26 protein-coding genes are annotated in these 24,080 nt (G+C 61.4%); 17 read left to right on the top strand and 9 right to left on the bottom strand.

Features of this window, described 5'->3' with window-relative positions; all coding sequences use genetic code 11:
* Positions 1-31: 31 nt before the first annotated feature.
* The 7 genes from urtE (at position 32) to ureC (ending at position 5,282) form a co-directional block, all read left to right on the top strand.
* Positions 32-730, top strand: a complete 699-nt coding sequence (gene urtE, locus BXA01_RS18980) for an urea ABC transporter ATP-binding subunit UrtE (protein ID WP_056787636.1) — start codon at positions 32-34, stop codon at positions 728-730.
* Between the two features lie 43 nt (positions 731-773).
* A complete protein-coding gene (locus tag BXA01_RS18975; protein WP_076565487.1) occupies positions 774-1,613 on the top strand; it encodes an urease accessory protein UreD in 840 nt (279 codons plus the stop codon).
* A gap of 156 nt (positions 1,614-1,769) precedes the next feature.
* Positions 1,770-2,072 carry an urease subunit gamma gene (gene ureA / locus BXA01_RS18970; RefSeq protein ID WP_003221215.1) on the top strand — a complete coding sequence of 101 codons (303 nt, stop codon included), beginning with the start codon at positions 1,770-1,772 and terminating at the stop codon, positions 2,070-2,072.
* 9 nt (positions 2,073-2,081) lie between these two features.
* Positions 2,082-2,615: a GNAT family N-acetyltransferase gene (locus tag BXA01_RS18965; protein ID WP_076565484.1), complete on the top strand. Its 534-nt coding sequence runs from the start codon at positions 2,082-2,084 to the stop codon at positions 2,613-2,615.
* 5 nt (positions 2,616-2,620) lie between these two features.
* Complete coding sequence (locus tag BXA01_RS18960; RefSeq protein WP_076565482.1) at positions 2,621-3,157, top strand: GNAT family N-acetyltransferase; 537 nt, start codon at positions 2,621-2,623, stop codon at positions 3,155-3,157.
* Complete coding sequence (locus tag BXA01_RS18955) at positions 3,154-3,459, top strand: urease subunit beta (protein WP_024011400.1); 306 nt, start codon at positions 3,154-3,156, stop codon at positions 3,457-3,459. Before BXA01_RS18960 ends, BXA01_RS18955 begins: the two co-directional genes overlap by 4 nt.
* A gap of 122 nt (positions 3,460-3,581) precedes the next feature.
* Positions 3,582-5,282, top strand: a complete 1,701-nt coding sequence (ureC, locus tag BXA01_RS18950) for an urease subunit alpha (protein WP_024011399.1) — start codon at positions 3,582-3,584, stop codon at positions 5,280-5,282.
* Positions 5,283-5,342: 60 nt separating this feature from the next.
* Here the strand turns inward: ureC and BXA01_RS18945 are convergent, their stop codons facing one another.
* The 3 genes from BXA01_RS18945 to BXA01_RS18935 all read right to left on the bottom strand — a co-directional run bounded on the left by BXA01_RS18945 (position 5,343) and on the right by BXA01_RS18935 (position 8,220).
* A complete protein-coding gene (locus BXA01_RS18945) occupies positions 5,343-6,743 on the bottom strand; it encodes an SET domain-containing protein (protein ID WP_076565479.1) in 1,401 nt (466 codons plus the stop codon).
* Between the two features lie 203 nt (positions 6,744-6,946).
* Entirely contained in the window at positions 6,947-7,252 is a 306-nt protein-coding gene (locus BXA01_RS18940; protein ID WP_016771896.1) for a chaperone modulator CbpM, read from the bottom strand.
* A gap of 23 nt (positions 7,253-7,275) precedes the next feature.
* Positions 7,276-8,220, bottom strand: a complete 945-nt coding sequence (locus BXA01_RS18935; protein ID WP_076565476.1) for a DnaJ C-terminal domain-containing protein — start codon at positions 8,218-8,220, stop codon at positions 7,276-7,278.
* A gap of 290 nt (positions 8,221-8,510) precedes the next feature.
* Between BXA01_RS18935 and BXA01_RS18930 the strand changes: the two genes are divergently transcribed.
* Positions 8,511-9,779 carry an Hsp70 family protein gene (locus BXA01_RS18930; protein ID WP_024011396.1) on the top strand — a complete coding sequence of 423 codons (1,269 nt, stop codon included), beginning with the start codon at positions 8,511-8,513 and terminating at the stop codon, positions 9,777-9,779.
* Between the two features lie 110 nt (positions 9,780-9,889).
* Here BXA01_RS18930 and BXA01_RS18925 read toward each other — a convergent pair whose 3' ends face one another.
* The 3 genes from BXA01_RS18925 to BXA01_RS18915 all read right to left on the bottom strand — a co-directional run bounded on the left by BXA01_RS18925 (position 9,890) and on the right by BXA01_RS18915 (position 12,271).
* Complete coding sequence (locus tag BXA01_RS18925) at positions 9,890-10,903, bottom strand: AI-2E family transporter (RefSeq protein WP_016771899.1); 1,014 nt, start codon at positions 10,901-10,903, stop codon at positions 9,890-9,892.
* A 204-nt stretch (positions 10,904-11,107) separates the two neighbouring features.
* A complete protein-coding gene (locus BXA01_RS18920) occupies positions 11,108-11,413 on the bottom strand; it encodes a PsiF family protein (RefSeq protein WP_016771900.1) in 306 nt (101 codons plus the stop codon).
* 63 nt (positions 11,414-11,476) lie between these two features.
* The gene (locus BXA01_RS18915) at positions 11,477-12,271 is read right to left on the bottom strand and encodes an AraC family transcriptional regulator (protein WP_016771901.1); all 795 of its coding nucleotides are present in this window, start codon (positions 12,269-12,271) and stop codon (positions 11,477-11,479) included.
* A 96-nt stretch (positions 12,272-12,367) separates the two neighbouring features.
* Between BXA01_RS18915 and BXA01_RS18910 the strand changes: the two genes are divergently transcribed.
* Complete coding sequence (locus tag BXA01_RS18910) at positions 12,368-13,255, top strand: DMT family transporter (RefSeq protein WP_076565474.1); 888 nt, start codon at positions 12,368-12,370, stop codon at positions 13,253-13,255.
* Positions 13,256-13,351: 96 nt separating this feature from the next.
* On the opposite strand, the gene BXA01_RS18905 is transcribed toward BXA01_RS18910, so the two are convergent.
* Positions 13,352-14,230 (bottom strand): esterase/lipase family protein, encoded by an 879-nt coding sequence (locus BXA01_RS18905; RefSeq protein WP_076565471.1) that lies wholly within the window; start codon positions 14,228-14,230, stop codon positions 13,352-13,354.
* 281 nt (positions 14,231-14,511) lie between these two features.
* Here BXA01_RS18905 and BXA01_RS18900 point away from each other — a divergent pair, with 281 nt between their 5' ends.
* The gene (locus tag BXA01_RS18900) at positions 14,512-15,042 is read left to right on the top strand and encodes a ferritin-like domain-containing protein (RefSeq protein ID WP_016771904.1); all 531 of its coding nucleotides are present in this window, start codon (positions 14,512-14,514) and stop codon (positions 15,040-15,042) included.
* A 118-nt stretch (positions 15,043-15,160) separates the two neighbouring features.
* On the opposite strand, the gene BXA01_RS18895 is transcribed toward BXA01_RS18900, so the two are convergent.
* Positions 15,161-17,236 carry an AsmA family protein gene (locus tag BXA01_RS18895; protein WP_076565469.1) on the bottom strand — a complete coding sequence of 692 codons (2,076 nt, stop codon included), beginning with the start codon at positions 17,234-17,236 and terminating at the stop codon, positions 15,161-15,163.
* 384 nt (positions 17,237-17,620) lie between these two features.
* Between BXA01_RS18895 and BXA01_RS18890 the strand changes: the two genes are divergently transcribed.
* The 7 genes from BXA01_RS18890 to BXA01_RS18860 all read left to right on the top strand — a co-directional run bounded on the left by BXA01_RS18890 (position 17,621) and on the right by BXA01_RS18860 (position 22,953).
* Positions 17,621-18,127, top strand: a complete 507-nt coding sequence (locus BXA01_RS18890) for a hypothetical protein (protein WP_076565466.1) — start codon at positions 17,621-17,623, stop codon at positions 18,125-18,127.
* A 154-nt stretch (positions 18,128-18,281) separates the two neighbouring features.
* A complete protein-coding gene (locus tag BXA01_RS18885; RefSeq protein ID WP_056787610.1) occupies positions 18,282-18,914 on the top strand; it encodes a TetR family transcriptional regulator in 633 nt (210 codons plus the stop codon).
* A gap of 298 nt (positions 18,915-19,212) precedes the next feature.
* Positions 19,213-19,713, top strand: coding sequence for an urease accessory protein UreE (gene ureE, locus BXA01_RS18880; RefSeq protein WP_039756959.1), 501 nt, complete (start codon positions 19,213-19,215; stop codon positions 19,711-19,713).
* The gene (locus BXA01_RS18875; protein ID WP_076565463.1) at positions 19,710-20,384 is read left to right on the top strand and encodes an urease accessory protein UreF; all 675 of its coding nucleotides are present in this window, start codon (positions 19,710-19,712) and stop codon (positions 20,382-20,384) included. Before ureE ends, BXA01_RS18875 begins: the two co-directional genes overlap by 4 nt.
* Before the next feature lie 23 nt (positions 20,385-20,407).
* Positions 20,408-21,022, top strand: a complete 615-nt coding sequence (gene ureG / locus BXA01_RS18870) for an urease accessory protein UreG (RefSeq protein ID WP_016771910.1) — start codon at positions 20,408-20,410, stop codon at positions 21,020-21,022.
* Between the two features lie 27 nt (positions 21,023-21,049).
* Positions 21,050-21,622 (top strand): HupE/UreJ family protein, encoded by a 573-nt coding sequence (locus BXA01_RS18865; RefSeq protein WP_076565460.1) that lies wholly within the window; start codon positions 21,050-21,052, stop codon positions 21,620-21,622.
* Between the two features lie 197 nt (positions 21,623-21,819).
* Entirely contained in the window at positions 21,820-22,953 is a 1,134-nt protein-coding gene (locus tag BXA01_RS18860) for an AGE family epimerase/isomerase (RefSeq protein ID WP_076565457.1), read from the top strand.
* A gap of 96 nt (positions 22,954-23,049) precedes the next feature.
* Here the strand turns inward: BXA01_RS18860 and BXA01_RS18855 are convergent, their stop codons facing one another.
* Positions 23,050-23,955, bottom strand: a complete 906-nt coding sequence (locus tag BXA01_RS18855; RefSeq protein ID WP_076565455.1) for a cation diffusion facilitator family transporter — start codon at positions 23,953-23,955, stop codon at positions 23,050-23,052.
* Positions 23,956-24,080: the final 125 nt, after the last annotated feature.

Below are 24,080 nucleotides of genomic sequence, written 5' to 3'. Positions count from 1 at the left end.
TGCGGCTTGAAGCCCAACTAACGGAGTTCCGATGCTACAAGTCCAACAACTTCATCAGTACTACGGCGGTAGCCACATCCTGCGCGGCCTGAGCTTTGACGTGAAGGTCGGCGAAGTCACGTGCCTGCTCGGCCGTAACGGCGTGGGCAAGACCACCCTGCTCAAATGCCTGATGGGCCTGCTGCCGGCCAAGGAAGGCGCGGTCAACTGGGAAGGCAAACCGATCACCACGTTCAAACCGCATCAGCGTGTGCATGCCGGTATCGCCTACGTGCCACAGGGCCGTGAGATCTTCGGGCGCCTCACAGTAGAAGAAAATCTGCTGATGGGCCTGTCGCGGTTTCCAGGCTCAGAAGCCAAAGAAGTTCCAGGTTTCATCTACGAATTGTTCCCGGTGCTACTACAAATGAAGCAGCGCCGTGGCGGTGATCTGTCCGGCGGTCAGCAACAGCAACTGGCCATCGGCCGGGCATTGGCCAGCCGCCCGCGCCTGCTGATTCTCGATGAGCCCACCGAAGGCATTCAACCGTCGGTGATCAAGGAAATCGGCGCGGTGATCAAGCAGCTCGCGGCGCGCGGTGACATGGCGATTCTGCTGGTCGAGCAGTTCTACGACTTTGCTGCAGAACTGGCCGATCAATACCTGGTGATGTCGCGGGGCGAGATCGTCCAGCAGGGTCGCGGTGAAAATATGGAGGCCGAAGGTGTACGCGGGCTGGTCACGATCTAACGCGCCGGTCTAATCTGTAGCTTCCTAACGATAATCACAAACCATGAATTCGATTGTTGCACCTGCCCTGTTTACCCCGAGCTGGCACGCCGAGCTGGAACTGGCCTACGCACGTTTCGGCGATTGCACGCGTCCGGTCATGCGCCGTCACCTCGGCCCGCTGCGCGTGCAAAAGCATCTGTACGCCGAAGGCCCCGAGGTCTGCCAGCACATCATCGTCCATCCACCGGGCGGAATTGCCGGTGGTGATCGGCTCGATATCAGCGCCCGCGTCGAACACAACGCCTGGGCACAGATCACCAGCCCCGGCGCCGCCAAGTGGTATCGCGCGGGTGGACCGGCTTATCAGCAACTCGACTTGCAAGTCGCTGCCGGCGCGACTCTGGAATGGCTGCCGCAGGAAACCATCGTCTACAGCGCCGCGCAGGCCGAGTTGAGCACAACGATCGAGCTTGAAGGCGATGCGCGGCTGTTCTACTGGGACGTGGTGGCGCTCGGTCGGCCGGCCAGCGGCGAGCGTTTTGACCTCGGGCATTTTCAGGCGCACCTGGACATCCGCCGCGACGGTCAGTTGCTCTGGCATGAACGGCAGCGCATTGTCGGTGCGGACGGTTTACTCGACTCGCCGATCGGCCTGGACGGGCAACCGGTGTTTGCGACGCTGCTGGTGACCGGTGAGATAGACGCCGAGTTGCTGGAGCGTTGCCGCTCGCTGGGGCATGAGGTACGCGGGGATTTGACCCAGTTGCCGGGGTTGCTGGTGGCGCGGTGCCTGGCCGGTGAAGCGTTACTCGCGCGCGCCTGGCTGATTGATTTGTGGCGATTGCTAAGGCCTGCGCTGCTGGGCCGCGAGGCTTTGCCCCCCCGAATCTGGAACACCTGAAATGCATTCCAACTGTGGGAGCGAGCCTGCTCGCGAAAGCGTCATGTCAGCCACCCCATACGCTGAATATGAAACCGTATTCGCGAGCAGGCTCGCTCCCACAGGGGATGTGCGCAATCAGATAATTTTTCAATCTGCCCTGATGGAACCCGAACCATGGACCTGACCCCACGCGAAAAAGACAAGCTGCTGATCTTCACCGCCGGCCTCGTCGCCGAGCGGCGGCTGGCCCGTGGCGTGAAACTCAACTACCCGGAAGCCATGGCCTACATCTCCGCCGCGCTGCTGGAGGGTGCCCGCGACGGCCAGACCGTGGCCGAGCTGATGCATTACGGCACCACCCTGCTCAGCCGCGAACAAGTGATGGAAGGCATCCCGGAAATGATCCCGGAGATCCAGGTCGAGGCGACGTTCCCCGACGGCACCAAACTGGTCACCGTTCACCAGCCGATCGTCTGAGGCCGCGCCATGACTTACAGCATTCGCGATGCGAGCCGGGCCGACCTGCCGGCGATCCGCGACATCTACAACGACGCCGTGCTCAACACCACGGCGATCTGGAACGAACAAGCGGTCGACCTCGGCAATCGCCAGGCATGGTTCGACGCGCGTCAGTTGCAGGCGTATCCGATTCTGGTGATCGTCGACAGCCACAACGCGGTGCTGGGTTACGCCTCGTTCGGCGACTGGCGGCCGTTCGACGGTTTCCGCCACACCGTCGAGCACTCGGTGTACGTGCGCAGCGATCAACGCGGCAACGGCCTCGGCCCGCAACTGATGACCGCGTTGATCGAACGCGCACGCACCTGCGGCAAACACGTCATGGTCGCCGCCATCGAAAGCGGCAACGCTGCCTCGATCCGCCTGCACCAGCGCGCCGGTTTCAGCGTCACCGGGCAGATGCCGCAAGTGGGCACCAAGTTCGGCCGCTGGCTCGACCTGACCTTCATGCAGTTGACCCTCAATCCCGGCGCACAGCCACCGGATGCCCACAAGGAGTGATGTCGATGAACGCCGCCCAGTTGCGCCGCGTCAACGCTGAGAGCTTTGCCCACTATCGCCAGGGCCTGATCGATCTGCTGCTCGACGCCGTCGGTTACGGCGCCAGCGTCGGCTTCATGGCCGACCTCGATGCCGCGCAGGCGCGCGCGTATTTCGGTGAGGTGCAGGACAACATCAACAAGGGCAGCACGCTGCTCTGGGTGGTGGTGAAGGACGAGCAGGTGCTGGCCAGCGTGCAACTGGGCCTGTGCCAGAAGGCCAATGGTCTGAACCGCGCCGAAGTGCAGAAACTGCTGGTGCGCGAACACGCGCGTCGGCGCGGTCTCGGTCAGCAACTGATGCAGGCGCTGGAACTCGAAGCGCCCAAGCACAAGCGCGGCATGCTCTATCTCGACACCGAGGCCGGCTCGCCGGCAGAAGATTTCTACAAGGCGCTGGGCTACGTGCGCGCCGGCGAAATTCCCGATTACGCCTGCGATCCCAACGGCACCTATCGCCCGACCGCTCTCTATTACAAAGTCCTGCAAGGAGCCCAGCGATGATTCCTGGCCAATACCAGATCCAGCCCGGCGACATCGAACTCAACGTCGGCCGCCGCACCGTGAGCCTGAAAGTCGCCAACAGCGGTGACCGGCCGATCCAGGTCGGTTCGCACTTTCACTTTTTCGAAACCAACGACGCGCTGACCTTCGATCGCGCCGCCAGTCGCGGCATGCGCCTGAATATTCCGGCGGGCACGGCGGTGCGCTTCGAGCCGGGCCAGAGTCGTGAAGTCGAGCTGGTCGATTACGCCGGGCATCGCCGGGTGTTCGGCTTTGCCGGCCGCATCATGGGTGATCTCTGAAAAGACAGCTTTAAGCTGCAAGCCGCAAGCTGCAAGAAAAAAGCAGTCTTGTGGCGCTCGCACATTCGCTTTTACTTGAGGCTTGCAGCTTGAAGCTTGCAGCTCAGTTCCGAGGAACGGAAATGAAAATCTCCCGCCAAGCCTACGCCGACATGTTCGGCCCCACCGTCGGCGACAAGGTGCGCCTGGCCGATACCGAGCTGTGGATCGAAGTCGAGAAGGACTTCACCACCTACGGCGAGGAAGTGAAGTTCGGTGGCGGCAAAGTCATCCGCGACGGCCAGGGCCAGAGCCAATTGCTCGCCGCCGAAGTGGTCGACACGCTGATCACCAACGCGCTGATCATCGACCACTGGGGCATCGTCAAGGCCGACGTCGGCCTCAAGGACGGGCGCATCGCCGCGATCGGCAAGGCCGGCAACCCCGACGTGCAGCCCAACGTGACCATCGCCATCGGCGCCGGCACCGAAGTGATTGCCGGCGAAGGCATGATCCTCACCGCTGGTGGCATCGACACGCATATCCACTTCATCTGCCCGCAGCAGATCGAAGAAGCGCTGATGAGCGGCGTCACCACCATGATCGGCGGCGGCACCGGGCCTGCCACCGGCACCAACGCCACCACCTGCACCTCCGGCCCGTGGCATCTGGCGCGCATGCTCCAGGCCGCCGATGCTTTCCCGATGAACATCGGTCTGACCGGCAAGGGCAACGCCAGCCTGCCGGAGCCGTTGATCGAACAGGTCAAGGCCGGTGCCATCGGCCTCAAACTGCACGAGGACTGGGGCACCACTCCGGCGAGCATCGACAACTGCCTCAACGTCGCCGACCAGTACGATGTGCAGGTGGCGATCCACACCGACACCCTCAACGAATCCGGCTTCGTCGAAACCACTCTCGGCGCGTTCAAGGGCCGCACCATCCACACCTATCACACCGAGGGTGCCGGTGGCGGTCACGCGCCGGACATCATCAAGGCCTGCGGCTTCCCCAACGTGCTGCCAAGCTCGACCAACCCGACCCGGCCGTTCACCCGCAACACCATCGACGAACACCTCGACATGCTGATGGTCTGCCATCACCTCGACCCGAGCATTGCCGAAGACGTCGCCTTCGCCGAAAGCCGCATCCGCCGCGAAACCATTGCCGCCGAAGACATCCTCCACGACCTCGGCGCGTTCTCGATGATCAGCTCCGACAGTCAGGCCATGGGCCGTGTCGGCGAAGTCATCACGCGCACCTGGCAGACCGCCGACAAGATGAAAAAACAGCGCGGCCCGCTGCCGCAGGACGGCGAGGGCAACGACAACTTCCGCGCCAAGCGTTACATCGCCAAGTACACCATCAACCCGGCGATTACCCACGGCATCAGCCATGAAGTCGGCTCGATCGAAGTCGGCAAGTGGGCCGATCTGGTGCTCTGGCGTCCAGCGTTCTTTGGTGTGAAGCCGACGCTGATTCTCAAGGGCGGCGCGATTGCTGCCAGCCTGATGGGCGACGCCAACGCTTCGATTCCAACACCGCAACCGGTGCATTACCGCCCGATGTTCGCCAGCTACGGCGGCTCGCTGCACGCCACCAGCCTGACCTTTATCAGCCAGGCGGCGCAGGAGGCCGGATTGCCGGAGGCTCTGGGGTTGAAGAAGCAGATCGCTGTGGTGAAGGGCTGCCGCGACGTGCAGAAAACCGACCTGATCCACAACGACTATCTGCCGAACATCGATGTCGATCCGCAGACCTATCAGGTCAAGGCAGACGGTGTGTTGCTGTGGTGCGAACCGGCGGAAACGCTGCCGATGGCGCAGCGCTATTTTCTGTTCTGATGATGGAGTGTGCTGAATACGGGCGCGCAGGTCCGTATTCAGTCGCGATCGCTCAGGCAGTCACGGGAACAGTTTCGCGATGTCCGCATCGCTGTAGTTGTAATCGATGCGTAACTCGGTTCCCGCCGGAATGTCTTCGGTAGCGAAGATGGCGTTGAGAATGAAGTCGCGGGTGACCAGTTCCTTGCCTATCCACTGTTGCGCTTCGACATCGAACGGTACGAACTCGACGTTGTAACCCTCCGTAGCCTGACGAACCGGCTTGCCCGCCGCGTCATACCAAAAGCGCGTGTTGATCCGCGAGATAATCGTGTCACCGACCAGCGCGAATTCGTAGGGGATCAAATATCCAGGTCCCGGCTGATAACGGACGCCGACCTTCATGGTGTATGACTGCTGGGGCAGCGGCACAAGACGTCCCGGCATGATCGCGCCAGCATAGACACCGACCACCTCGCCTCGGGTGATGCGCCGGTTGGCGACCACCATTGACTGGCCGACCAGGGCCTGCTCTCCGGGCACCGTCATGTCGGCCTCGGTGAACAATCGCCATTGCAGCTTTTCTTCATACAACCGCGCGACATGCTCGTAGGCGCCAAACTTGATGTAAGGCTTGATCTGCTCGGAGGTATAACGGCTGCCGTCTTCGAAACGCGCCAGGGTCTGGAGCTTCTTTATCCTGACAGGCCGGCCGGCCATGTCCCGGAATGGGTATTTGCCGTTATTGGCACGGTCGTAGACCCCGGGCCGATTGGCAAGGAACGAAAACCGCGTTTCGCTGCGCATCGCACGCAATTCGTCAGCGGTGAAGGGTTTGGCGGGCATCGACTCGGATGCCAGATAGAAGTGTTCCTGCGCCGCACCGACATCGTCGGACAGCTCTTCAACGGCAGACTCGTAGTCTTCATCGCTCTGGCGCGCCACCCTGCGGCTTTTGCCCGGGACAGCGGCAGCGTCCGGCGACGCGCTGGACTCTTCAAGCGCGTACCAGTGCTTGTTCAACGGATCGTAGGCAAGCACAGGGCCGGACGGCTGCAGCTCGCTGGACAATCTGGCCCGATGCAGACCGGTCTCGGCATCGACGCCGATCAGCACCGTACCACCGCCCTGCAGGTCCGCGTATTGGCGTCCTTTGAATACGCGAAACCCGTCAATGTCCGCTTGCGGTAGAGGGGCTGTCGAGGCAATCAGGTAACGCTCCAGAGCCGAGGTTTTAAGCTTCGGGACGGGACCAGATGTAGACGGCGTCGGGTCGACGTGCACGCTGTGCGGGGCAACTGCAGTTTCCATTTGCTGCGTGCTATTGCCGGGTTCGCTGGTATCGGGCGGGGTCTTGCGAATGAACGGACCGGGGGTCAGATGCGGTGATTCGATACCGTGCGTGGCGGAATCCCGGGATGTGCGCCCAGGGGTGGTGATATCGACTGCGCCCGGCTTGGGCGGCTTGGGTCTGACTGGCATTGACAGGCTTCCTTGCAAAGATTGCGCAGCGCTGGCCAGTCTGGCTGGCGCTACGACCGTCGGCATCCATTGCCAACATGTGCCCGGAAAACTATCAGACCATCCTGCCGGTTCATACCGGGTGAAACACTCGCAAACACTAACCCGGCACAAGCGGGCCGACTCGCGATGAGGCCGGATCAGACCTCATCGCCTCAAACAACTTATTCGACCACCAACCGCCCCAACCGCTGGCGCAACATGCGGTTCTCGGCGCGCAACTGCTTCACCTCATCCAGCAGATCCAGCGCCAGCGCCACGCCTTCCCACTCCAGTTCCAGATCACGGCGCAGCTTCGCCGCACGCTTGGCCAAGGCCAATTCGTAGTCGGTGAAACGCCATTCCCGGGGCTGCGCGCCCTGAGGTTCGAGGATGCCGTGCTCGACGATTTCGATCACGTAGACGTCCGACAAGTCGGCCGCCTCACAGAATTCTGCCAGGTCCAGTTGAACGATCAGGGGGCTGCTCATGATGGGCTACTCCGTCGTCGGGTTCAGAAGTTCTCTCGCGGATTGAAGGCGGCTTTCTTCGCCAGTTCCTGCCACAGCGCCTTGACCTCATCGTCGGAGGCTTTGGGCATCACGGTCTTGAGCTGCACGAACAGATAACCGCGCTCGCCGGCCTTGTTCAGCAGGCCATGGCCCTTGGCACGCATGCGCTGGCCGTTCTGGCTGCCGGCCGGGACCTTGAGGTTGATCTTGCCGGTCAGGGTCGGCACGGCCACTTCAGTGCCCAATGCCAATTCCCACGGAGCCAGGGGCAAGGTGATGATCAGGTTCTCGCCCTCAACATCGAATTTCGGGTGCGGCGCAAAACGAATGGTCAGGTACAGATCGCCATTCGCCCCGCCACCGATGCCCGGTGCGCCCTGGCCCTTCAAGCGAATTCGCTCGCCATCGGTCACGCCGGCCGGAATCTTCACGTTCAGGCTCTTGCTGGTGTTGCTGACGTGTTGGCCGTGCGCGTTGTATTGCGGCACCTGAAAGGTGACTTTTTTCGATTCGTTCGACAGGGTTTCTTCGAGGAAGACCGGCAGTTCCATTTCCACGTCTTGCCCTCGGCGTCCGCGTGATTGGCGGCTCTCGGCGCCACCGAAACCGGGGCCGCGATTGCCGAAGATCGAACTGAAGAAGTCCGAGAAGTCGCCTGTGTCGCCACCGCCGCCACCGAAGCCGCCACGGCTCTGCCAGCCCGGTGGGCCCTGGAACGGCTGACCGTGCTGGCCATAACGGCGCAGTTCGTCATATTCGGCGCGCTTGTCGGCACTTTTCAGCGCTTCATAGGCTTCCGAGGCGTCCTTGAACTTGGCCTCGGCGTCTTTTTCCTTGCTGACATCGGGGTGGTATTTGCGCGCCAGCTTGCGATAGGCCGCCTTGATGGCCTTGTCGTCGGCTGTCGGCTCCACGCCGAGTATCTTGTAATAGTCTTTGAAGTCCATGGAAGGATCACCATCCGTTATCGATTTCGCGCCGAGACCAGCATGCGCCGATTGGCACGTGCCGGGTTGACCGATCTCAAGTTTGTGACCGGGTGGCGCCGCAGAAGTTTATCGGCAGTGGACGGCGGTTCTTGCGACCGCCGGTGTGTCTGCCGGCCCATGCCAGCAAGTTTGGGGCGATGCGGTGGTTTTCAACTGTCTGGGGGCGAAATAGCGGATGACCGGCCTTCGAATCTGCCGCGCACTGACATACACTGCGCGGCCGTTTTTTTGACCGGAAACCGAAAGACATGAAAGACGCCTCTCCAGCCCGTGCCTGCGGCATCGACTTCGGCACGTCCAACTCCACCGTCGGCTGGCTGCGCCCCGGCATGGACACCATGATCGCGCTGGAAGACGACAAGATCACCCTGCCGTCGGTGGTCTTCTTCAACATCGAGGAACGTCGCCCGGTCTACGGTCGCCTGGCCCTGCACGAGTATCTGGAAGGCTACGAAGGCCGGCTGATGCGCTCGTTGAAAAGCCTGCTCGGCTCCAAGCTGATCAAACACGACACCAGCGTCCTCGGCACGGCTATGCCGTTCAAGGACCTGCTCGGGCTGTTCATCGGCCAGCTCAAGAGCCGCGCCGAAACCGCCGCCGGTCGGGAATTCGAGCAAGTGGTGCTGGGCCGTCCGGTGTTCTTTGTCGACGACGATCCGCTCGCCGACCAGGAGGCCGAAGACACCCTGGTCGAAGTGGCGCGCAAAATCGGTTTCAAGGACGTGTCGTTCCAGTACGAGCCGATCGCGGCAGCGTTCGACTACGAGTCGACCATCGAGAAAGAAGAGCTGGTACTGATCGTCGACATCGGCGGTGGTACCTCCGACTTCTCGCTGGTGCGCCTGTCGCCCGAGCGTCGTGGTCTCGACAACCGTCACGATGACATCCTCGCCACCGGCGGTGTGCACATCGGTGGTACCGACTTCGACAAACAGCTGAGTCTGCAAGGCCTGATGCCGCTGTTCGGCTACGGCAGCCGCATGAAGAGCGGCGCCTACATGCCGACCAGCCACCACATGAACCTGGCGACCTGGCACACGATCAACTCGGTGTACTCGCAGAAATCCACGCTGGCGCTGGGCAGCATGCGTTACGACATCGAAGACACCGGCGGCATCGATCGCCTGTTCAAGCTGATCGAACAGCGCGCCGGGCACTGGCTGGCGATGGAAGTGGAAGAAACCAAGATCCAGCTGACCCACGCCGACAGCCGTCACGTGCCGCTGGACCGCATCGAAGCCGGGCTGAGCGTCGAGCTGAGCCGCGCGCTGTTCGAATCGGCGATCGAAGCCTTGCTCGAGCGCGTGCGTGGCAGTGTTACGCAGTTGTTGAATGACGCCGGCGTGGCGGTCGATCAGGTCGACACGGTGTTCTTCACTGGTGGATCGAGCGGCATCCCGGCCCTGCGCAACAGCGTCTCGGCGATGCTGCCGAACGCGCGGCATGTCGAAGGCAACATCTTTGGCAGCATTGGTAGCGGTTTGGCGATTGAAGCCCGCAAACGCTATGGCGTTTAGGGGCTGCTGCAAGTTTTAAGCTGCAAGCTGCAAGCTAGAGCAAAAGCCACTGCGGCTCTTGCTTCTGCTTTTTACTTGCAGCTTGAAGCTTGAAGCTCGAAGCTGCTTTTCTAGACCATTCCTCCGAGCTTCAGCTCACTCTTCAGATACGCGTAATAAATCGGCCCCGCCACCACTCCCGGCAAACCGAACGCGGCTTCGAACACCAGCATCGCCAGGAGCAACTCCCACGACTTGGCACTGATCTGCCCGCCGACGATGCGCGCGTTGAGGAAGTATTCGAGCTTGTGGATAACGATCAGGTAGCCCAGCGCGGCGATCGCCACCCAGATCGACAGCGACAGGCCGACGATGGTGATCAGCGTGTTCGACATCAGGTTGCCGATCACCGGCAGCAGGCCGAGCAGGAAGGTCAGCACGATCAGGGTTTTGGTCAGCGGCAGCTTGATGCCGAACATCGGCAGGATCACCGCGAGGAAGATCCCGGTGAACACGGTGTTGAGCAGGGAAATCTTGATCTGCGCGAAGACGATATTGCGAAACGCCTGCACCAGCAGATGCAAACGGTCGAACAAAGCGGCGGCCAGCGGCTTGCGCTTGGTCACGTCGGGGATGCGCTGCAGGGCGATGATCGCGCCGAGCACCATGCCGATCAGCAGGGTGACGAACATGTGCGCGGCGTCCTTGCCGACCAGTTGCAGGTCGGCCAGATGCTTGCTCGCCCACTCGCCGATCGCCACGCGAAATTCCGCCGCACTCGCCGGCAGGTAGGCATCGATGAACGGCGGCAACTGCCCGCGCGCGCGATCAACCACGCCCATGAATTTATCGAGCGAGGCGCCGGGGTTTTCCGCTTCATGCAGGAGGAAACTGATGGCGCCAGCGAAGATCAGCGCCAGCGCACTCACCACCAGCGTGCCGAGCAGCGCCACCGCCAACCAGCGCGCACGCCGCCCTTCGATCAGCCGTTGCAGTTGCGGGGTGAGCATGTTGACCAGCTCGAACACCAGCAACCCGGCCAGCAGGCTCGGCAACAGGCGCAGCGGCAGCACCAGCAGCAAACCGCCAAAAATGATGATGCAACTGACCCAGAACACAACATGACGCTGAGAAAACGTTGGCATACAGCCTCAAAACGAACGGCGTGAAAGGATGGGCAGTCTGCCAGCGATCCGGGGATAGCACTAGGGATATGCGGGGCGTGGGATTGTCGGTGCATTCAGCGACGCTTTCGCGAGCAGGCTCGCTCCCACAGGAGTGCGCGTTTCAAATGTGGGAGCGAGCCTGCTCGCGAAGAGGCCGGCAAGCTCACCACATTATTTACCGTTTCACTTTTTCTTCAGACACTCACTCATGAACGCCTTGCGCGCATCGCCGGTCAGCGCCTTGGTTTTCGCATCGGCATTGCAGGTGGTCATCTTCTGCTGCTGCGGGGTCAGCTCCTTGCCATCGTTGGCCGCTGGTGCCGCTTTCAGGCAGGTGCTCATGAACGCCTTGCGCTCGTCGCCCTTCAGGCTTTTGGCGGTCGCATCGGCATTGCAGGTGGTCATCTTGTTCTGTTGCGCCGTGGCGGCGAAACCCTGGGAACACACAAGCAGCCCGATCATCAACAACGGCACACGCAACATCTTCATGGAGTTTTCTCCTTGTTGCCGCACCGATGGATGCGGCCTCTGTCGCAGTGTAGTCAAAGCTTGTTACACCTTCCTGCCCTCGAGGTGGCTGCGCCGATACTGCTCCGGCGTGCAACCGGCCTGGCGGGCGAACATGGCGATGAAGGCCGAGCCGCTGCTGTAGCCGAGGTCGAAAGCGATTTCCTGCACCGAACGCGAGGTTTCCAGCGCCTCGATCGCCGCCAGATAACGCAAACGCTGACGCCACTCGCCAAAGCTCATGCCCAGCTCGCGGACAAACTGCCGCGCCAGAGTGCGCTCGCTGACATGCACTTGCGCGGCCCAATGCGCCAACGGTTGGTTGTCGCCCGGCGCGGCCTGCAAGGCGTCGAGAATCGTCAGTAAGCCCGGGCTGCTCGCATATGGCAGGTAACATTCCTGCACCGGTGCCTGTTGCAGTTGATCGACCAATACCTGGGCCAGACGCTGATCGGCCTCATGCTCCGGAATCTTCACATCGCGGGCAGCGAAGTCCTTGAGAATCGCCTTGAGAATGTCACTGATCGCCAAGGTGCAGGCCCGCGCCGGCAACCGTGTGCAAACACTTGGATCAAGACACACCGCGCGATAGTTGACCGGCTGATGGCTGTAGAAACTGTGCTCGACCTCGGGCGGCACCCACACCGCGTACTGCGGCGGCGACATGAAGCGGCTGCCGTCGACATCCATGTGCAACACGCCATGGGCGGCATACTCGAGCGTGCCCCACGGATGGCGATGCGGCGCGGCATATTCGTGGGCATTGAAATCGGCGTAGCGGAAATACACCGCTGACGGCAGTTCGCTGAAATCGAGCAGATCGATGTGTTTGCTGTTCATGCTGTCCGGATGCAGAGGCAGGTTGTCCGGTTCGCAGTATAGGCCTGCATCCAGACAGGCGATAATCGCCCTTCATCAACGTTCTGGTTTTGTCCCATGCAATACGCGTTTCCCCTGCTGGCGATTTTCATCTGGGCCGGCAACACCGTGATCAACAAACTGGCGGTCGGCGCAATATTCCCGGCCGAGATCGGTTTCTATCGCTGGCTGCTCGCCGGCTTGCTGTTCACGCCATTCATGCTCTCGAAAGTGATCGCGCACTGGCCGCAGATTCGGCCGAACCTGGGGCGGATTTTCATCCTCGGCGTACTGGGCATGGCGGTGTATCAGAGCCTTGCCTATTTCGCTGCAACACTGACAACCGCGACCAACATGGGCATCATCCTGTCGCTGATGCCATTGATGTCGCTGGCCATGGCGATCATCAGCCTCGGCCAGCGCCTGACCGCTGGCGCGCTGGTCGGTGCGATGCTGTCGTTCGCTGGCGTGCTGGTGGTGGTGTCATCCGGCAGCCTCGGTGCGCTGCTGCAACACGGGGTCAATCTGGGCGATGCGATGATGCTGATCGCCACGCTGGCCTACGCGGTTTACAGCACGCTGTTGAAAAAGTGGCAACTGCGCCTGCCGCCGCTGGTGCTGCTGTACTTGCAGGTGCTGGTGGCGATTGTGGTGTTGTTTCCGTTGTTCGCTGTTTCGCCGAAGACCGGTTTGAATCCGCAGAACGTGCCGCTGGTGCTCTATGCATGCCTGCTGGCTTCGATGGTCGCGCCGCTGGCGTGGATGCAGGCGGTGCAGCGACTGGGACCGAGCCGGACGACGTTGTTCTTCAATCTGCTGCCGCTGATTACCGCGTTGATCGCAGCGCTGGTGCTGAAGGAACAGTTGGCGATGTATCACCTGGTGGGCGGTTTGCTGACCTTGGGTGGGGTGGTTTTGTCGGAGCGCTGGACCACCGTTTTGGGCCGCCGGGTCAGCGTTGCCTGATAAGACCCCTTCGCGAGCAGGCTCGCTCCCACGTTGAAATGCAGACACCTGTGGGAGCGAGCCTGCTCGCGAAGAACGATGACGCGGTCTGTTTGGCTATAACCCTGCAGCCTCCAGCCGCGCGGCATGCTCGACAAACAGCCGTACCGGATCCGCGCCTTTGCCCACCAGTCCCAGCGACTGATTGACGATGTCGAAATGATCCAGCGGATAGTCATCACCGATCACCGTGCCCAGATGCGAGCTGTAACGGCCGACCATGCCGTCGCACTGCCCCGGCTCGCGAACGAAGGTCTTGGCGAACAAGCGACAACTGCGGTTGGTGCCGTCAAAAAGATTGCCGCCACGATCGGTCTTGCCCGGTTGCAGCGTCCCTGACCAGGAGTAATAGCGCACACCGTTGACCTCTTCCGGCCCCTGGCCGCCCCAGACTTCCGGCAGCCCTTGTGGATAACGCTGATTGAATAATGCGACGCCCGCCGTCGTCAGCGATTGGTGAGAAGCGTGGATATCCACCGGCAGTTTCGGCCCGTGATAACCCGTGTCGAGCAATGCCATGACCCAGCCGATCAGGCGCAGCAACGCTTCGAGCAAGCGGCCCTTGGCACTGCTACCGGGGTAGTGCTTTTCCAGATAATCAGCCAGCTCGGAACCATGATTCGGACCGGCCACCGAAGTCACCGAGGCGACCAGATCCGGACGCTTCGCCGCCGCATACCGTGCAGTCAAAGCGCCTTGGCTGTGACCGAACAGGTTGACCTTCTGCGCCCCCGTCTCGCGGAGAATTTCGTCGATCCGCACCAGCAATTGCTCGCCGCGCACTTCCGTGGAATTGAGTGGCGAAACCTGCACCGCGACCACCGTCGCACCACCACGGCGCAAGGCCTTGATGATGCCGAACCAATACGGGTAAAGCACCAGCCGGATAAAGCCGAGCATGCCCGGCACCAGCACCAGTGGATAACGTGTCGACATGGATTACATCCTTGTGCGCGGTGAGTGGATGCCAGACCTGCAAGACGCCCGCCAAGCATCCACCTCGGCGATGACAACTCAACGATAGCCTATTCCAGTCCGCCAGCACCCGCTCCACCGAAACCGGTCTGACTCTCCCGACATCGCAGTCTTCAGCAGTTCCTGCAGCGCGTCCGGCGTAAATCGCATAAAACTTTTCGCTTCGCTCAAGACTCACAACCTGGGTAGCGACCGCGTCTTCAGAACGTGGCGCCTATCGGATTAGCCTCCAGGAGAATGAAATGAGTGACGTGCATTTGTCTGATGTTCAAACCCTGCGCGAACGCGCGCGGCAACACGTGGAAAACGGCGCGGTCACCGAGGGCTACAACGCCAACCGTGAAGAAATACTGCGTTTGCTCAACGAGTCGCTGGCCACCGAGCTGGTGTGCACCTTGCGCTACAAGCGCCACTACTTCATGGCCAACGGCTTGAAAGCCAATGTCGCCGCCGACGAATTCCTCGAACACGCCAACCAGGAAGCCGAGCACGCCGATCGCCTCGCCGAGCGGATCGTGCAACTGGGCGGTGAGCCTGAGTTCAACCCTGACCTGCTGAGCAAGATGTCCCACGCGCAATACGTGGCCGGCAACACGCTCAAGGAAATGGTTTACGAAGATCTGGTGGCCGAGCGCATTGCTATCGACAGCTACCGCGAAATCATCCAGTACATCGGTGACAAAGACCCGACCACCCGCCGCATCTTCGAAGACATCCTCGCCCAGGAAGAAGAACACGCCGACGACATGGCGGATATCCTCAACGACCTGTAATCACAGTCAGGCCGCATTCGCGAGCAGGCTCGCTCCCACCGGATCGCATTTCAATTGAAGGAATGCGTTCGGATGTGGGAGCGAGCCAGCTCGCGAAGGCGCCCTCAGAGACGCCGCATTACTTGCTGGGTTTAACGGTCACCGGCGCCTTGCCCTGCTTCATCTGCTCCAGCAACGGCGCGCACTGATTCGGCTCGCCACCGCTTGGCGCCACCAGCGCCAGCAACCCCGCCGCCGGTGCGGCTATCACGCCCAACGCGACCATCCCCGCCCCGCGCAGCATCAACGGTACGGCTTTGACGCCGGCATCAGGTTTGATGAACTTGCCGCGCACATACAGCGGCGAGCGCAGCGAGATCAGTCGCCAGCCTTTCGACTCAGGGGTCACGGTCAGATCGAGTTGTTCGGTGGCCATGTTCGCCGTGCCATCGATGTAGATGATTGCGTTCTCGGTATCGAAGACAAACAGCCGTGTCGTGGCCAGGCCGGTCTTGATGTCGAAATCCGCCGCCGCGCAATTGATCTTCACTTCCTTGTCGCCAAAGATCTTGCCGACCACGTAGTTACCGACGTTGAGCCCGGCCAGTTCCATCAGCTCGCGGCTGATCGCACCGTCGTTGATCAGCATCTTCAGATTGCCGTTGGCGCCACCGAGGAGCTTGGCCACGGAGTTGCCCCGGCCACTGATGTCGGCATCGCCATTGAGCTCACCGAAACTGGTTTTCATCGGCTCGAAGGTCGGGAACAGCTCTTTGAGTTTGAATTTGCGTGCGGTCAAACGCGCCCGGCCTTCCAGCGGCTCGGTGCGGCCATTCAGGCGAATCAGCGCATCCAGCGTGCCGCCGGCGACGCCAAAGCGCAGCGGTTCCAGGCTGAGCTCGCCGTCGTTGAGTTTCAGATGGGTATAGAGGTCGTTGAACGGCAGCTTCTCGCTGTGGACGATGCGTTTGCCGGTGAACTCGACATCGGCGTCCATGGCGCGCCAGCGATCGGTTTTGAATTCTTCGACCGGCAGGACTTTATCTGCCGGCTGCTTGCTCGCGCCGCCACGGGCCTTTTGCTCGGTATTGGAATCGGCACCGATCAGCGGCGCGAGGTCGGCAAACAGCAATTGATTGGAGAGCAGCGCACCCGTGAGTTTCGGCCGTGGCTGACTGGCCACGTAGGTGAGGTCGCCGTGGATGTCACTGTCGCCGATCTTGCCGTTGAATTTTTCATAAGTGAATTTCGCCCCGGCCTCGTCATGCAGCTTGGCGATCAGGTGGCCGTCGGTGGAGTACGGTGGGGTGTCCGGCAGGGTCACGCCGGTCAACGGGTAAAGATTGCCGAGGCTGTCGCCAGCGAGTTTCAAGCGCAGGTCGAGGGCGCCGAGATTCAGCGGGTCAGTCAGGGTGCCGGCCAGTTCGATACGGGTATCGCCGATCTTCGCCTGGGCCTGCAACGGGAACGGCTTGCTCGCGTCCTGCAAGGCCAGCAGCCCGCCGATCTTGCCCTGCCCGGTAAGGTTCTGCGCGTGGTATTGGCCTTTGACCTTGAGTGCAAAGGCGTAATCCTGCGGTGCGCCGCCCTTGTCCTGAGCGGTTTTCGCCGCTTTGTCGCCGACGATCTCGCTGAATGGAATCGGCTTGCCGAGCGGGTCGATCAACACATCGAGGTTGGTCTTCAGGGTCTGATCGTCGAGGGTCACGTGGCCCTTGTCGAAACCGATCGCGCCGATATCGACCACCCAGCTCGAAGGCTCGGCGTTCGGGTCCTTGGGATCGAATTTGAACGTCCAGTTGGCGCGGCCATCGGCCAGACGTTGCAGCTCGGCATTCGGCTCGGTCAGGTCGATGCGCGGAATCACCACGCGCTGGGCCAGCAGGGCCAGCGGCGAAATGCGCAGCTCGACGCGTTTGAGCGTGACCATCTGCGGCTGCTTCGACCAGTCCGGGTTGCCCAGGCTCAGATCCTCGGCGACCACGTGCGGCCAAGGCACCCAAGAGCGCCAGCCGCCTTCTTCCGGCTCACGCTGCCAGATCACCGCGAGGTTGCCATTGATGGCAAACGCCCGGTGCAGTTCTTCCGAAACTTTGGCGTTGATCGTGGGTTTGATCCGGTTCCAGTCGAAGAACACGATGATCAGAATCAAGGCTGCCAGCAGCAGCGCGAGGATGGCGAAGGTCCAGCTGAAGATTTTTCCAGTGCGCGTCATGCACAAAGCTCCTGATCACGACCGCACGCCGAAGATCCCGACGCACAGCTGAAACGGCAGACCGAAGCGGCCCCTATGCAGTCTGTGACTGGCGAAAGGCCCGCAGGTTTAATCGAAAGGCAGTTTAAGCCATAAAAAGCCCGGCAAAACTGACCGATCGGTCGAGCAGCGTTACCGCGCCCCGCACTTTTGCGAGGCACGAGTGAGTCGAAAATACCCACGACGGTGCAAAACCGTCGCCCGCAAAGGCCCGATCTAGAGCCTTCGCGCTGAACAATCAATTCTGTTGATTATTACCATTGCGTTTATGAACTTTTATATCGACTTATCGAGAGTAGCATTGCCCTCGTACCCACTTTATCGCCCTCCCAAGGAGCCACTATCATGAAACGCCAATTACTGCTCAGCCTTACCCTGTCGATGCTAGCCAGCACTGCTTTCGCCCTGCCCGCTGCCGATCAGGCCACTCCGCAAGTCAAATCGAACCACTCGGTGTTTAGCCAGACCGTAGCTTCCGACGGTTCCGAGCGCACTCCACAGGGTCAGACCCTGGCTGAAAACGGCCGCAACCGCCTCGAAGAAAAAGGCCTGGTTCAAGACGGCTCGGATCGCACCCCTCAAGGCCAGGCGCTGGCTGAAAACGGTCGCAATCGCCTCGAAGAGAAAGGCCTGGTTCAGGACGGTTCGGATCGCACACCACAGGGTCAGATCCTCGCTTCCGACGGGACCGAGCGCACTCCACAAGGCCAGACCCTGGCATCCGATGGTTCCGATCGCACTCCACAGGGCCAGACCCTGGCTGATGACGGCTTCGATAAAACCCCACTGGGTCAAGCTCTCGCTGAAGGCGGCGGTGACCGTGTGATCGAACGCAACAGCAAATTGAGCTGAGCCCATGACGGCCCGGCAAAAAAGCCCAATCAGCGGATTGGGCTTTTGACTTTTCAGCTTCTGTAAAACCCTCGCTGCACGACTCCCCGTTCGACGCCGACAAAGCCGATTTGCTAGAGTGCGGCGCTTGTCCTGCCGAAGAAAACACCCTGCGATGCTGCCCCGCGCCGAACAGAAACAACAGACCCGCAACGCCCTGATGGACGCTGCCCGCCACCTGATGGAAAGCGGCCGAGGATTCGGCAGCCTGAGCCTGCGCGAAGTGAGCAAGACCGCCGGCATCGTGCCCACCGGTTTCTACCGGCACTTCGCCGATATGGACGAGTTGGGGCTGGTGCTGGTCAGCGAAGTCGGCCAGACCTTCCGCGAAACCATCCGCCTGGTGCGGCACAATGAATTCGTCATGGGCGGCATCATCGACGCCTCGGTGCGCATCTTCCTTGATGTGGTCAACGCCAACCGCTCGCAATTCCTGTTTCTCGCCCGCGAACAATATGGCGGCTCGCTGCCGGTGCGTCAGGCAATCGGACGCCTGCGAGAGAACATCAGCGCCGACCTCGCGGCGGACCTGGCGCTGATGCCCAAGCTGCAACATCTGGACATCGCCGGTCTGAGCGTGATCGCCGACCTGATCGTCAAATCGGTGTTCGCCACCCTCCCCGACATCATCGACCCGCCCGCCGAAGCCTTGCCGGAGCATCTGACCCCACAGGCGAAGATCACCCAGCAACTGCGCTTCATCTTCATCGGCCTCAAGCACTGGCAAGGGCTGGGCAGTACTGAGTAATCCCTTCTCCATCTGACACAGCGCAAAGCCCCTGTGGGAGCGAGCCTGCTCGCGAAAGCGCGGGATCAGCTGAATACATCTGTCTGACACGCGCATTCGCGAGCAGGCTCGCTCCCACATTGAACATCCGCCACAGCCTCGCTTTGGTGCATGACAAATCCTTCATGCACCAAAACCTTCCAGAATCGCCGCGCCTGTTGAAAGATCAGGCACGCGCCGACAGTTATTTCCTACAGATCACCCGATTGGCGCGGCGCTTGCTCTAGCCCATTCAACGTTCATTGCTGGAAGCTTTCCGATGCTGGTGATTCATCGCAGAATCGACCCTCAACCCGTCTGGGCCGCCGAGCTGCACCTGACCTTCGAAGCGCGCAGCAAAAGCCGTTTGCGCTGTTTCAGTGCCGAAGGCGAAGACGTCGGGTTGTTTTTGGAGCGCGGCCAGCCACCGCTGTATGACGGCGAATGTCTGCAGGCCGAAGACGGCCGTGTCGTGCGCGTCTGCGCCCGCCCCGAACAACTGCTCCACGTCACGTGCGCCAATGCGTTCGAACTGACGCGCGCGGCCTATCACCTCGGCAACCGCCATGTCGCCCTGCAAGTCGGCGATGGCTGGCTGCGCCTGCTCGACGATTACGTACTCAAGGCCATGCTCGAACAGCTCGGCGCACAAGTCGAAGCAATTGAAGCGCCGTTTCAGCCGGAACACGGCGCCTACGGCGGCGGCCATCATCATTCCCGGCACGGTGACGAAGACTTCAACTACGCGCCGAAACTCCATCAGTTCGGCGTGCGCCTGTGAATCCGGCCTGGGCGCTGCTGCGTCTGGCCAGTCCGCAATTGCCGATTGGCGGCTACAGCTATTCCCAGGGTCTGGAAATGGCGGTGGATAACGGCCGGGTCCACAACCCTGACGCCGCCCGCCGCTGGATCAGCGATCAACTGCTGCTCAATCTCGCCCGCTTCGAAGCGCCGCTGCTGTTGGCGCATTGCCAAGCCGCAGCAAATGAAAACTGGGCCGAATTACGACAACTCTGCGAGAGCCACCGCGCCAGTCGCGAAACCCGTGAGCTGCATCTGGAGAGCCGGCAGATGGGCTACTCCCTGCAGCAGTTGTTGAACGGTTTGCCGGAACTCGATGCGCCCGCCCGCGACTTTCTTGAACAGACCACAGAACCGCATCTCGCCCTGTGCTGGGCACTGGCGGCACGCGCCTGGGGCATCAGCCCGCAGGACGCTCTTGCCGCGTGGCTGTGGAGCTGGCTGGAAAACCAGCTCGCCGTGTTGATGAAAACCCTGCCGCTGGGCCAGCAAGCCGCCCAGCGCCTGACCAGCGAACTGCTGCCGCTGCTGCAACAGGCGCAGCACGATGCAACCCGCATAAATCCCGAACACATCGGCAGCGCCGCCTTTGGCCTGTCCCTGGCGTGCATGGCCCACGAGCGCCAGTACAGCCGTCTCTTCCGCTCTTAGGGCTGTTTATTTTGGAGAATGAAATGGATACACAACCTCTGCGCGTCGGCATCGGCGGCCCGGTCGGTTCCGGCAAGACCGCGCTGACCCTGGCCCTGTGCCTGGCGCTGCGCGAGCGCTACAACCTCGCCGTGGTCACCAACGACATCTACACCCGCGAAGACGCCGATTTCCTGGTACGCAACGAAGCCCTCGCGCCGGAGCGGATCATCGGCGTGGAAACCGGCGGCTGCCCGCACACGGCGATCCGCGAAGACGCCTCGATCAACCTCGAAGCGGTCGATCAACTGAACCGGCGCTTTCCGGGGCTGGATCTGATTCTGGTGGAGTCCGGCGGCGACAACCTCTCGGCGACCTTCAGCCCGGAGCTGTCGGATCTGACCATCTACGTGATCGACGTCTCCGCCGGCGACAAGCTGCCGCGCAAGGGCGGCCCGGGGATCTGCAAGTCCGACCTGCTGGTGATCAACAAGATCGACCTCGCGCCACTGGTGGGCGCCTCGCTGGAAATGATGGACAGCGACACCAAACGCATGCGCAACGGCAAGCCGTTCGTTTTCAGCAACCAGAAAACCGGTCAGGGCCTTGAAGAAATCATCGCTTTCATCGAACGCCAGGGCCTGCTGACCGCCGCCTGATCCACTTATCAACAAGGAAGCTTATCCATGACACTCAAACGCATTCTTGGCGCTCTGGCGTTGCTGCTGACACCGGCACTGGCCTTCGCTCACCCTGGGCATGGCGACAGCGGCCTCATCGCGGGCATCAGCCACCCGATCGGCGGTCTCGATCACTTGCTGGCAATGCTCGCCGTCGGTTTGTGGGCGGCGCAGCAACAAGGCGCGGCGCGCTGGGCGCTGCCGTGTACCTTTGTCGGCACCATGCTGCTGGGCGGCCTGCTCGGTTTTGAAGGGCTGGAGTTCCCGGCGCTGGAAAGCGGGATCGCCGCTTCGGTATTGGCGCTGGGCCTGGCCGTGGCACTGGCGGTGCGTCCGCCGCTGGTGATGGCGGTGGCAGCGACGGCGCTGTTTGCGCTGTTCCATGGCGTGGCGCATGGGCTGGAGCTGCCGGAAATGAGCAGCCCGTGGGCGTATGCGGCCGGGTTTGTGGCCGCGACGGCGGTGTTGCATGCACTCGGTTATGGCGTGGTGCGAGTTCTTCCGCAGGCAGCGGCGCCGCTGGTGCGGTTGGCGGGTGCGGCTTCGGCGGCGACCGGGGTGTGGTTGCTCGCAGGCTAATCTCTATCGCCTGAGCCGGCCTCATCGCTGGCAAGCCAGCTCCCACAGGTTATTGGGTAAGTCCACAATTGTGTGAACATCCAACTTCCTAGTGGGAGCTGGCTTGCCAGCGAAGACGGCCGATCAGACACCAAACCTCTAGAGGCTGCCTCTCTGCTACCATGTCGCGCAATCGCCCCAGCCCGTGACGCCCGCCCATGCCCCACGCTTCCCGCTCCACCGCCCTGCCCGAATTGACCGCCCTGTTTGGCCAAGTGCAGCAGCACTTCCTCGACGTGATCGTGCCGCTGTGGCAAGGCCCGGGCTGGAATGCCGACATGGCGTTGCCCTATGAGGCGCTGGACGCTACACACCAGCCGTTGCCAGTGCAGCGCTATCGGGCGATGGCCTGCGCACGGCAGCTGTATCTGTTCTCCAGCCTGATCGGGGTTGTGGATAACGCCGAAGTCCGCGCCGCCGCGTTGTTCCGTTCGCTGCAACGGCATTTCCATGATGCCGAGCACGGCGGCTGGTTTTACAGCATCGATGCGCAAGGCAAGCCGCTGGACCAGCGCAAGGATCTCTACACCCACGCCTTCATCCTGTTCGCCTGCGCGCATTACTGGGACAAGTCCCGGGATTCGCTGGCCGAGTCGACATTGAACGCCGCGCTGGAAATCATTGGCCGCCGGTTCGCCACCGGCGACGGTTTGTACGAAGCCTGCCTTGAGCGGGATTGGATCACCCTGCAAACCGGGCCACTGCAAAATCCGCTGATGCATCTGGCCGAAGCTTTTCTGGCGACCCTCGCCGTGCGTGAAGACCCGCAAACGCAGAAGGCCCTGCTTGAGTTATGCACAGCCATGCACAAGCAGTTCGTCGATCCGCAATACGGCGTGTTGATGGAGAAGCCGCTGGGTGCTGTGGATAACTGGTACGAGCCGGGACACCAGTTCGAATGGTATTTCCTGCTCGAATCGTCGGCGCTGTTGCGCGATTCGAAACTGCACCGGGCGCTGGATCGGGCGTTTGCTTTTACCGAGCAGTATGGCGTGCTGGAGTCCTGCGGCGCGGTGCGGGCGATGCTTGATCTGGAAAGTAATGGTCGGCCCAGGGATTCCACCCAACGGATCTGGGCTCAGGCCGAATACCTGCGCGCGCTGACCTTGCGGGCGGACAGCGAAGCGGTGGTGCTGCGCCAGTTGCAGGCGTTGCAGCAACGGTTTCTGCATGCCGGCGGCTGGCATGAGTGTCGCGATGAGAATGGAGAGGTCAGTCGCAAGGACATGCCTTCGACCACGCCTTATCATTTGGCGACTTGTTATCACGGTTTGGCTGAATATCTGCGTTGACCTGTGCAAAGCAGGATTTTGGGGCTAGAGGGTTACTGTGGCGAGGGGATTTATCCCCTCGCCACAACTGTGTTCTCAGCAGACATCCGGATCAGATCAGGCAATCCACTTTTTGTCCCCGGTGAAGCTGATCGTCAACCAGCGCGCCGCATCCGGCTCGCCCAACTGCGCCGATATCTGCTCACGTAGCGCGTCCAGCTGCGCGACATTGCGCAGCGGATAATCCGCCGGCAACACCACATGAATTTCGATGAACCGCGCCCGACCGTGCTTTTGCACGTAGGACACGTAATCGTCGAAACCATGCTCGACCTTCGCCACCTCCATGACCTGCCTGACCTGCTCATCCAAAGTGTCCGGGGCGATTCCCAGCACATCACGCAACGCCGGGCCGAGGATCTTCAACGCCGGGGGCAGCATGGTCAGGGCCAGCACGATGAGGATCAGGGGGTCGACATACACCGCCCACTCGCCATAGCCCTGGGACTTGAGCAGCAGCGCGGCGAGGAAACTGATCAACAGGCCCACCGAGAGCATCGCGTCGACCAGCCAACTGATGTTGTCGAACTGGATGAGGCTGGATTTGAGCGTGCGATTACGCCGGCGCACGTAAAAGAAGTAGGCGAACTCGACGACGGTGAATACCGCCGCGTAGACGATCACCAGACCCAGCTCGATATCGCGGCCACCATTGATGATGCCGAATACGCCGTTGAGAAACGCATAGATCGCGATCAACAGCAGGAAGCTGCCCTCGATCAGCAGCACCATCGGCTCCAGATGCCAGAAGCCGAACTGGAAACGCTGATTGCTTTGCTTGGCAATCAGCCGGGCGGTGATCAGCATCAGGATTTTGATGAACGTCGCGATCAGCGAAAAAAAGCCATCGAACAGGATGGATTGCGAACCTGAAACAAAACCGGTGACGATCCCGGCAATCGACACCGCCAGCATCAGCAGCGTCGACTGTTTGAGCAGTGCCTGCTCACCTCGGTTACTCACTTGAACTCCTCATGAAACCTTGAGCGCCGCGGGGTGCGGCCTGATGGTTGAATGAGGAGTTTAGCTTACTGACCGTTTTGCCTGTGCCGACCTCATCGCTGGCAAGCCAGCTCCCACAGAGACCG

The sequence above is a fragment of the Pseudomonas sp. B10 genome (assembly GCF_900156235.1).
GTDB classification, from domain to species: Bacteria; Pseudomonadota; Gammaproteobacteria; order Pseudomonadales; family Pseudomonadaceae; genus Aquipseudomonas; species Aquipseudomonas siliginis.
Note: the sequence above shows the minus strand (reverse complement) of the source record. Positions and strands in the feature narration are given on the sequence as shown.

Coding starts and splice junctions, on each gene's coding strand:
- urtE (WP_056787636.1), top strand. CDS start 32: ATGCTACAAGTCCAACAACTTCATCAGTACTACGGCGGTAGCCACATC.
- BXA01_RS18975 (WP_076565487.1), top strand. CDS start 774: ATGAATTCGATTGTTGCACCTGCCCTGTTTACCCCGAGCTGGCACGCC.
- ureA (WP_003221215.1), top strand. CDS start 1,770: ATGGACCTGACCCCACGCGAAAAAGACAAGCTGCTGATCTTCACCGCC.
- BXA01_RS18965 (WP_076565484.1), top strand. CDS start 2,082: ATGACTTACAGCATTCGCGATGCGAGCCGGGCCGACCTGCCGGCGATC.
- BXA01_RS18960 (WP_076565482.1), top strand. CDS start 2,621: ATGAACGCCGCCCAGTTGCGCCGCGTCAACGCTGAGAGCTTTGCCCAC.
- BXA01_RS18955 (WP_024011400.1), top strand. CDS start 3,154: ATGATTCCTGGCCAATACCAGATCCAGCCCGGCGACATCGAACTCAAC.
- ureC (WP_024011399.1), top strand. CDS start 3,582: ATGAAAATCTCCCGCCAAGCCTACGCCGACATGTTCGGCCCCACCGTC.
- BXA01_RS18945 (WP_076565479.1), bottom strand. CDS start 6,743: ATGCCAGTCAGACCCAAGCCGCCCAAGCCGGGCGCAGTCGATATCACC.
- BXA01_RS18940 (WP_016771896.1), bottom strand. CDS start 7,252: ATGAGCAGCCCCCTGATCGTTCAACTGGACCTGGCAGAATTCTGTGAG.
- BXA01_RS18935 (WP_076565476.1), bottom strand. CDS start 8,220: ATGGACTTCAAAGACTATTACAAGATACTCGGCGTGGAGCCGACAGCC.
- BXA01_RS18930 (WP_024011396.1), top strand. CDS start 8,511: ATGAAAGACGCCTCTCCAGCCCGTGCCTGCGGCATCGACTTCGGCACG.
- BXA01_RS18925 (WP_016771899.1), bottom strand. CDS start 10,903: ATGCCAACGTTTTCTCAGCGTCATGTTGTGTTCTGGGTCAGTTGCATC.
- BXA01_RS18920 (WP_016771900.1), bottom strand. CDS start 11,413: ATGAAGATGTTGCGTGTGCCGTTGTTGATGATCGGGCTGCTTGTGTGT.
- BXA01_RS18915 (WP_016771901.1), bottom strand. CDS start 12,271: ATGAACAGCAAACACATCGATCTGCTCGATTTCAGCGAACTGCCGTCA.
- BXA01_RS18910 (WP_076565474.1), top strand. CDS start 12,368: ATGCAATACGCGTTTCCCCTGCTGGCGATTTTCATCTGGGCCGGCAAC.
- BXA01_RS18905 (WP_076565471.1), bottom strand. CDS start 14,230: ATGTCGACACGTTATCCACTGGTGCTGGTGCCGGGCATGCTCGGCTTT.
- BXA01_RS18900 (WP_016771904.1), top strand. CDS start 14,512: ATGAGTGACGTGCATTTGTCTGATGTTCAAACCCTGCGCGAACGCGCG.
- BXA01_RS18895 (WP_076565469.1), bottom strand. CDS start 17,236: ATGACGCGCACTGGAAAAATCTTCAGCTGGACCTTCGCCATCCTCGCG.
- BXA01_RS18890 (WP_076565466.1), top strand. CDS start 17,621: ATGAAACGCCAATTACTGCTCAGCCTTACCCTGTCGATGCTAGCCAGC.
- BXA01_RS18885 (WP_056787610.1), top strand. CDS start 18,282: ATGCTGCCCCGCGCCGAACAGAAACAACAGACCCGCAACGCCCTGATG.
- ureE (WP_039756959.1), top strand. CDS start 19,213: ATGCTGGTGATTCATCGCAGAATCGACCCTCAACCCGTCTGGGCCGCC.
- ureG (WP_016771910.1), top strand. CDS start 20,408: ATGGATACACAACCTCTGCGCGTCGGCATCGGCGGCCCGGTCGGTTCC.
- BXA01_RS18865 (WP_076565460.1), top strand. CDS start 21,050: ATGACACTCAAACGCATTCTTGGCGCTCTGGCGTTGCTGCTGACACCG.
- BXA01_RS18860 (WP_076565457.1), top strand. CDS start 21,820: ATGCCCCACGCTTCCCGCTCCACCGCCCTGCCCGAATTGACCGCCCTG.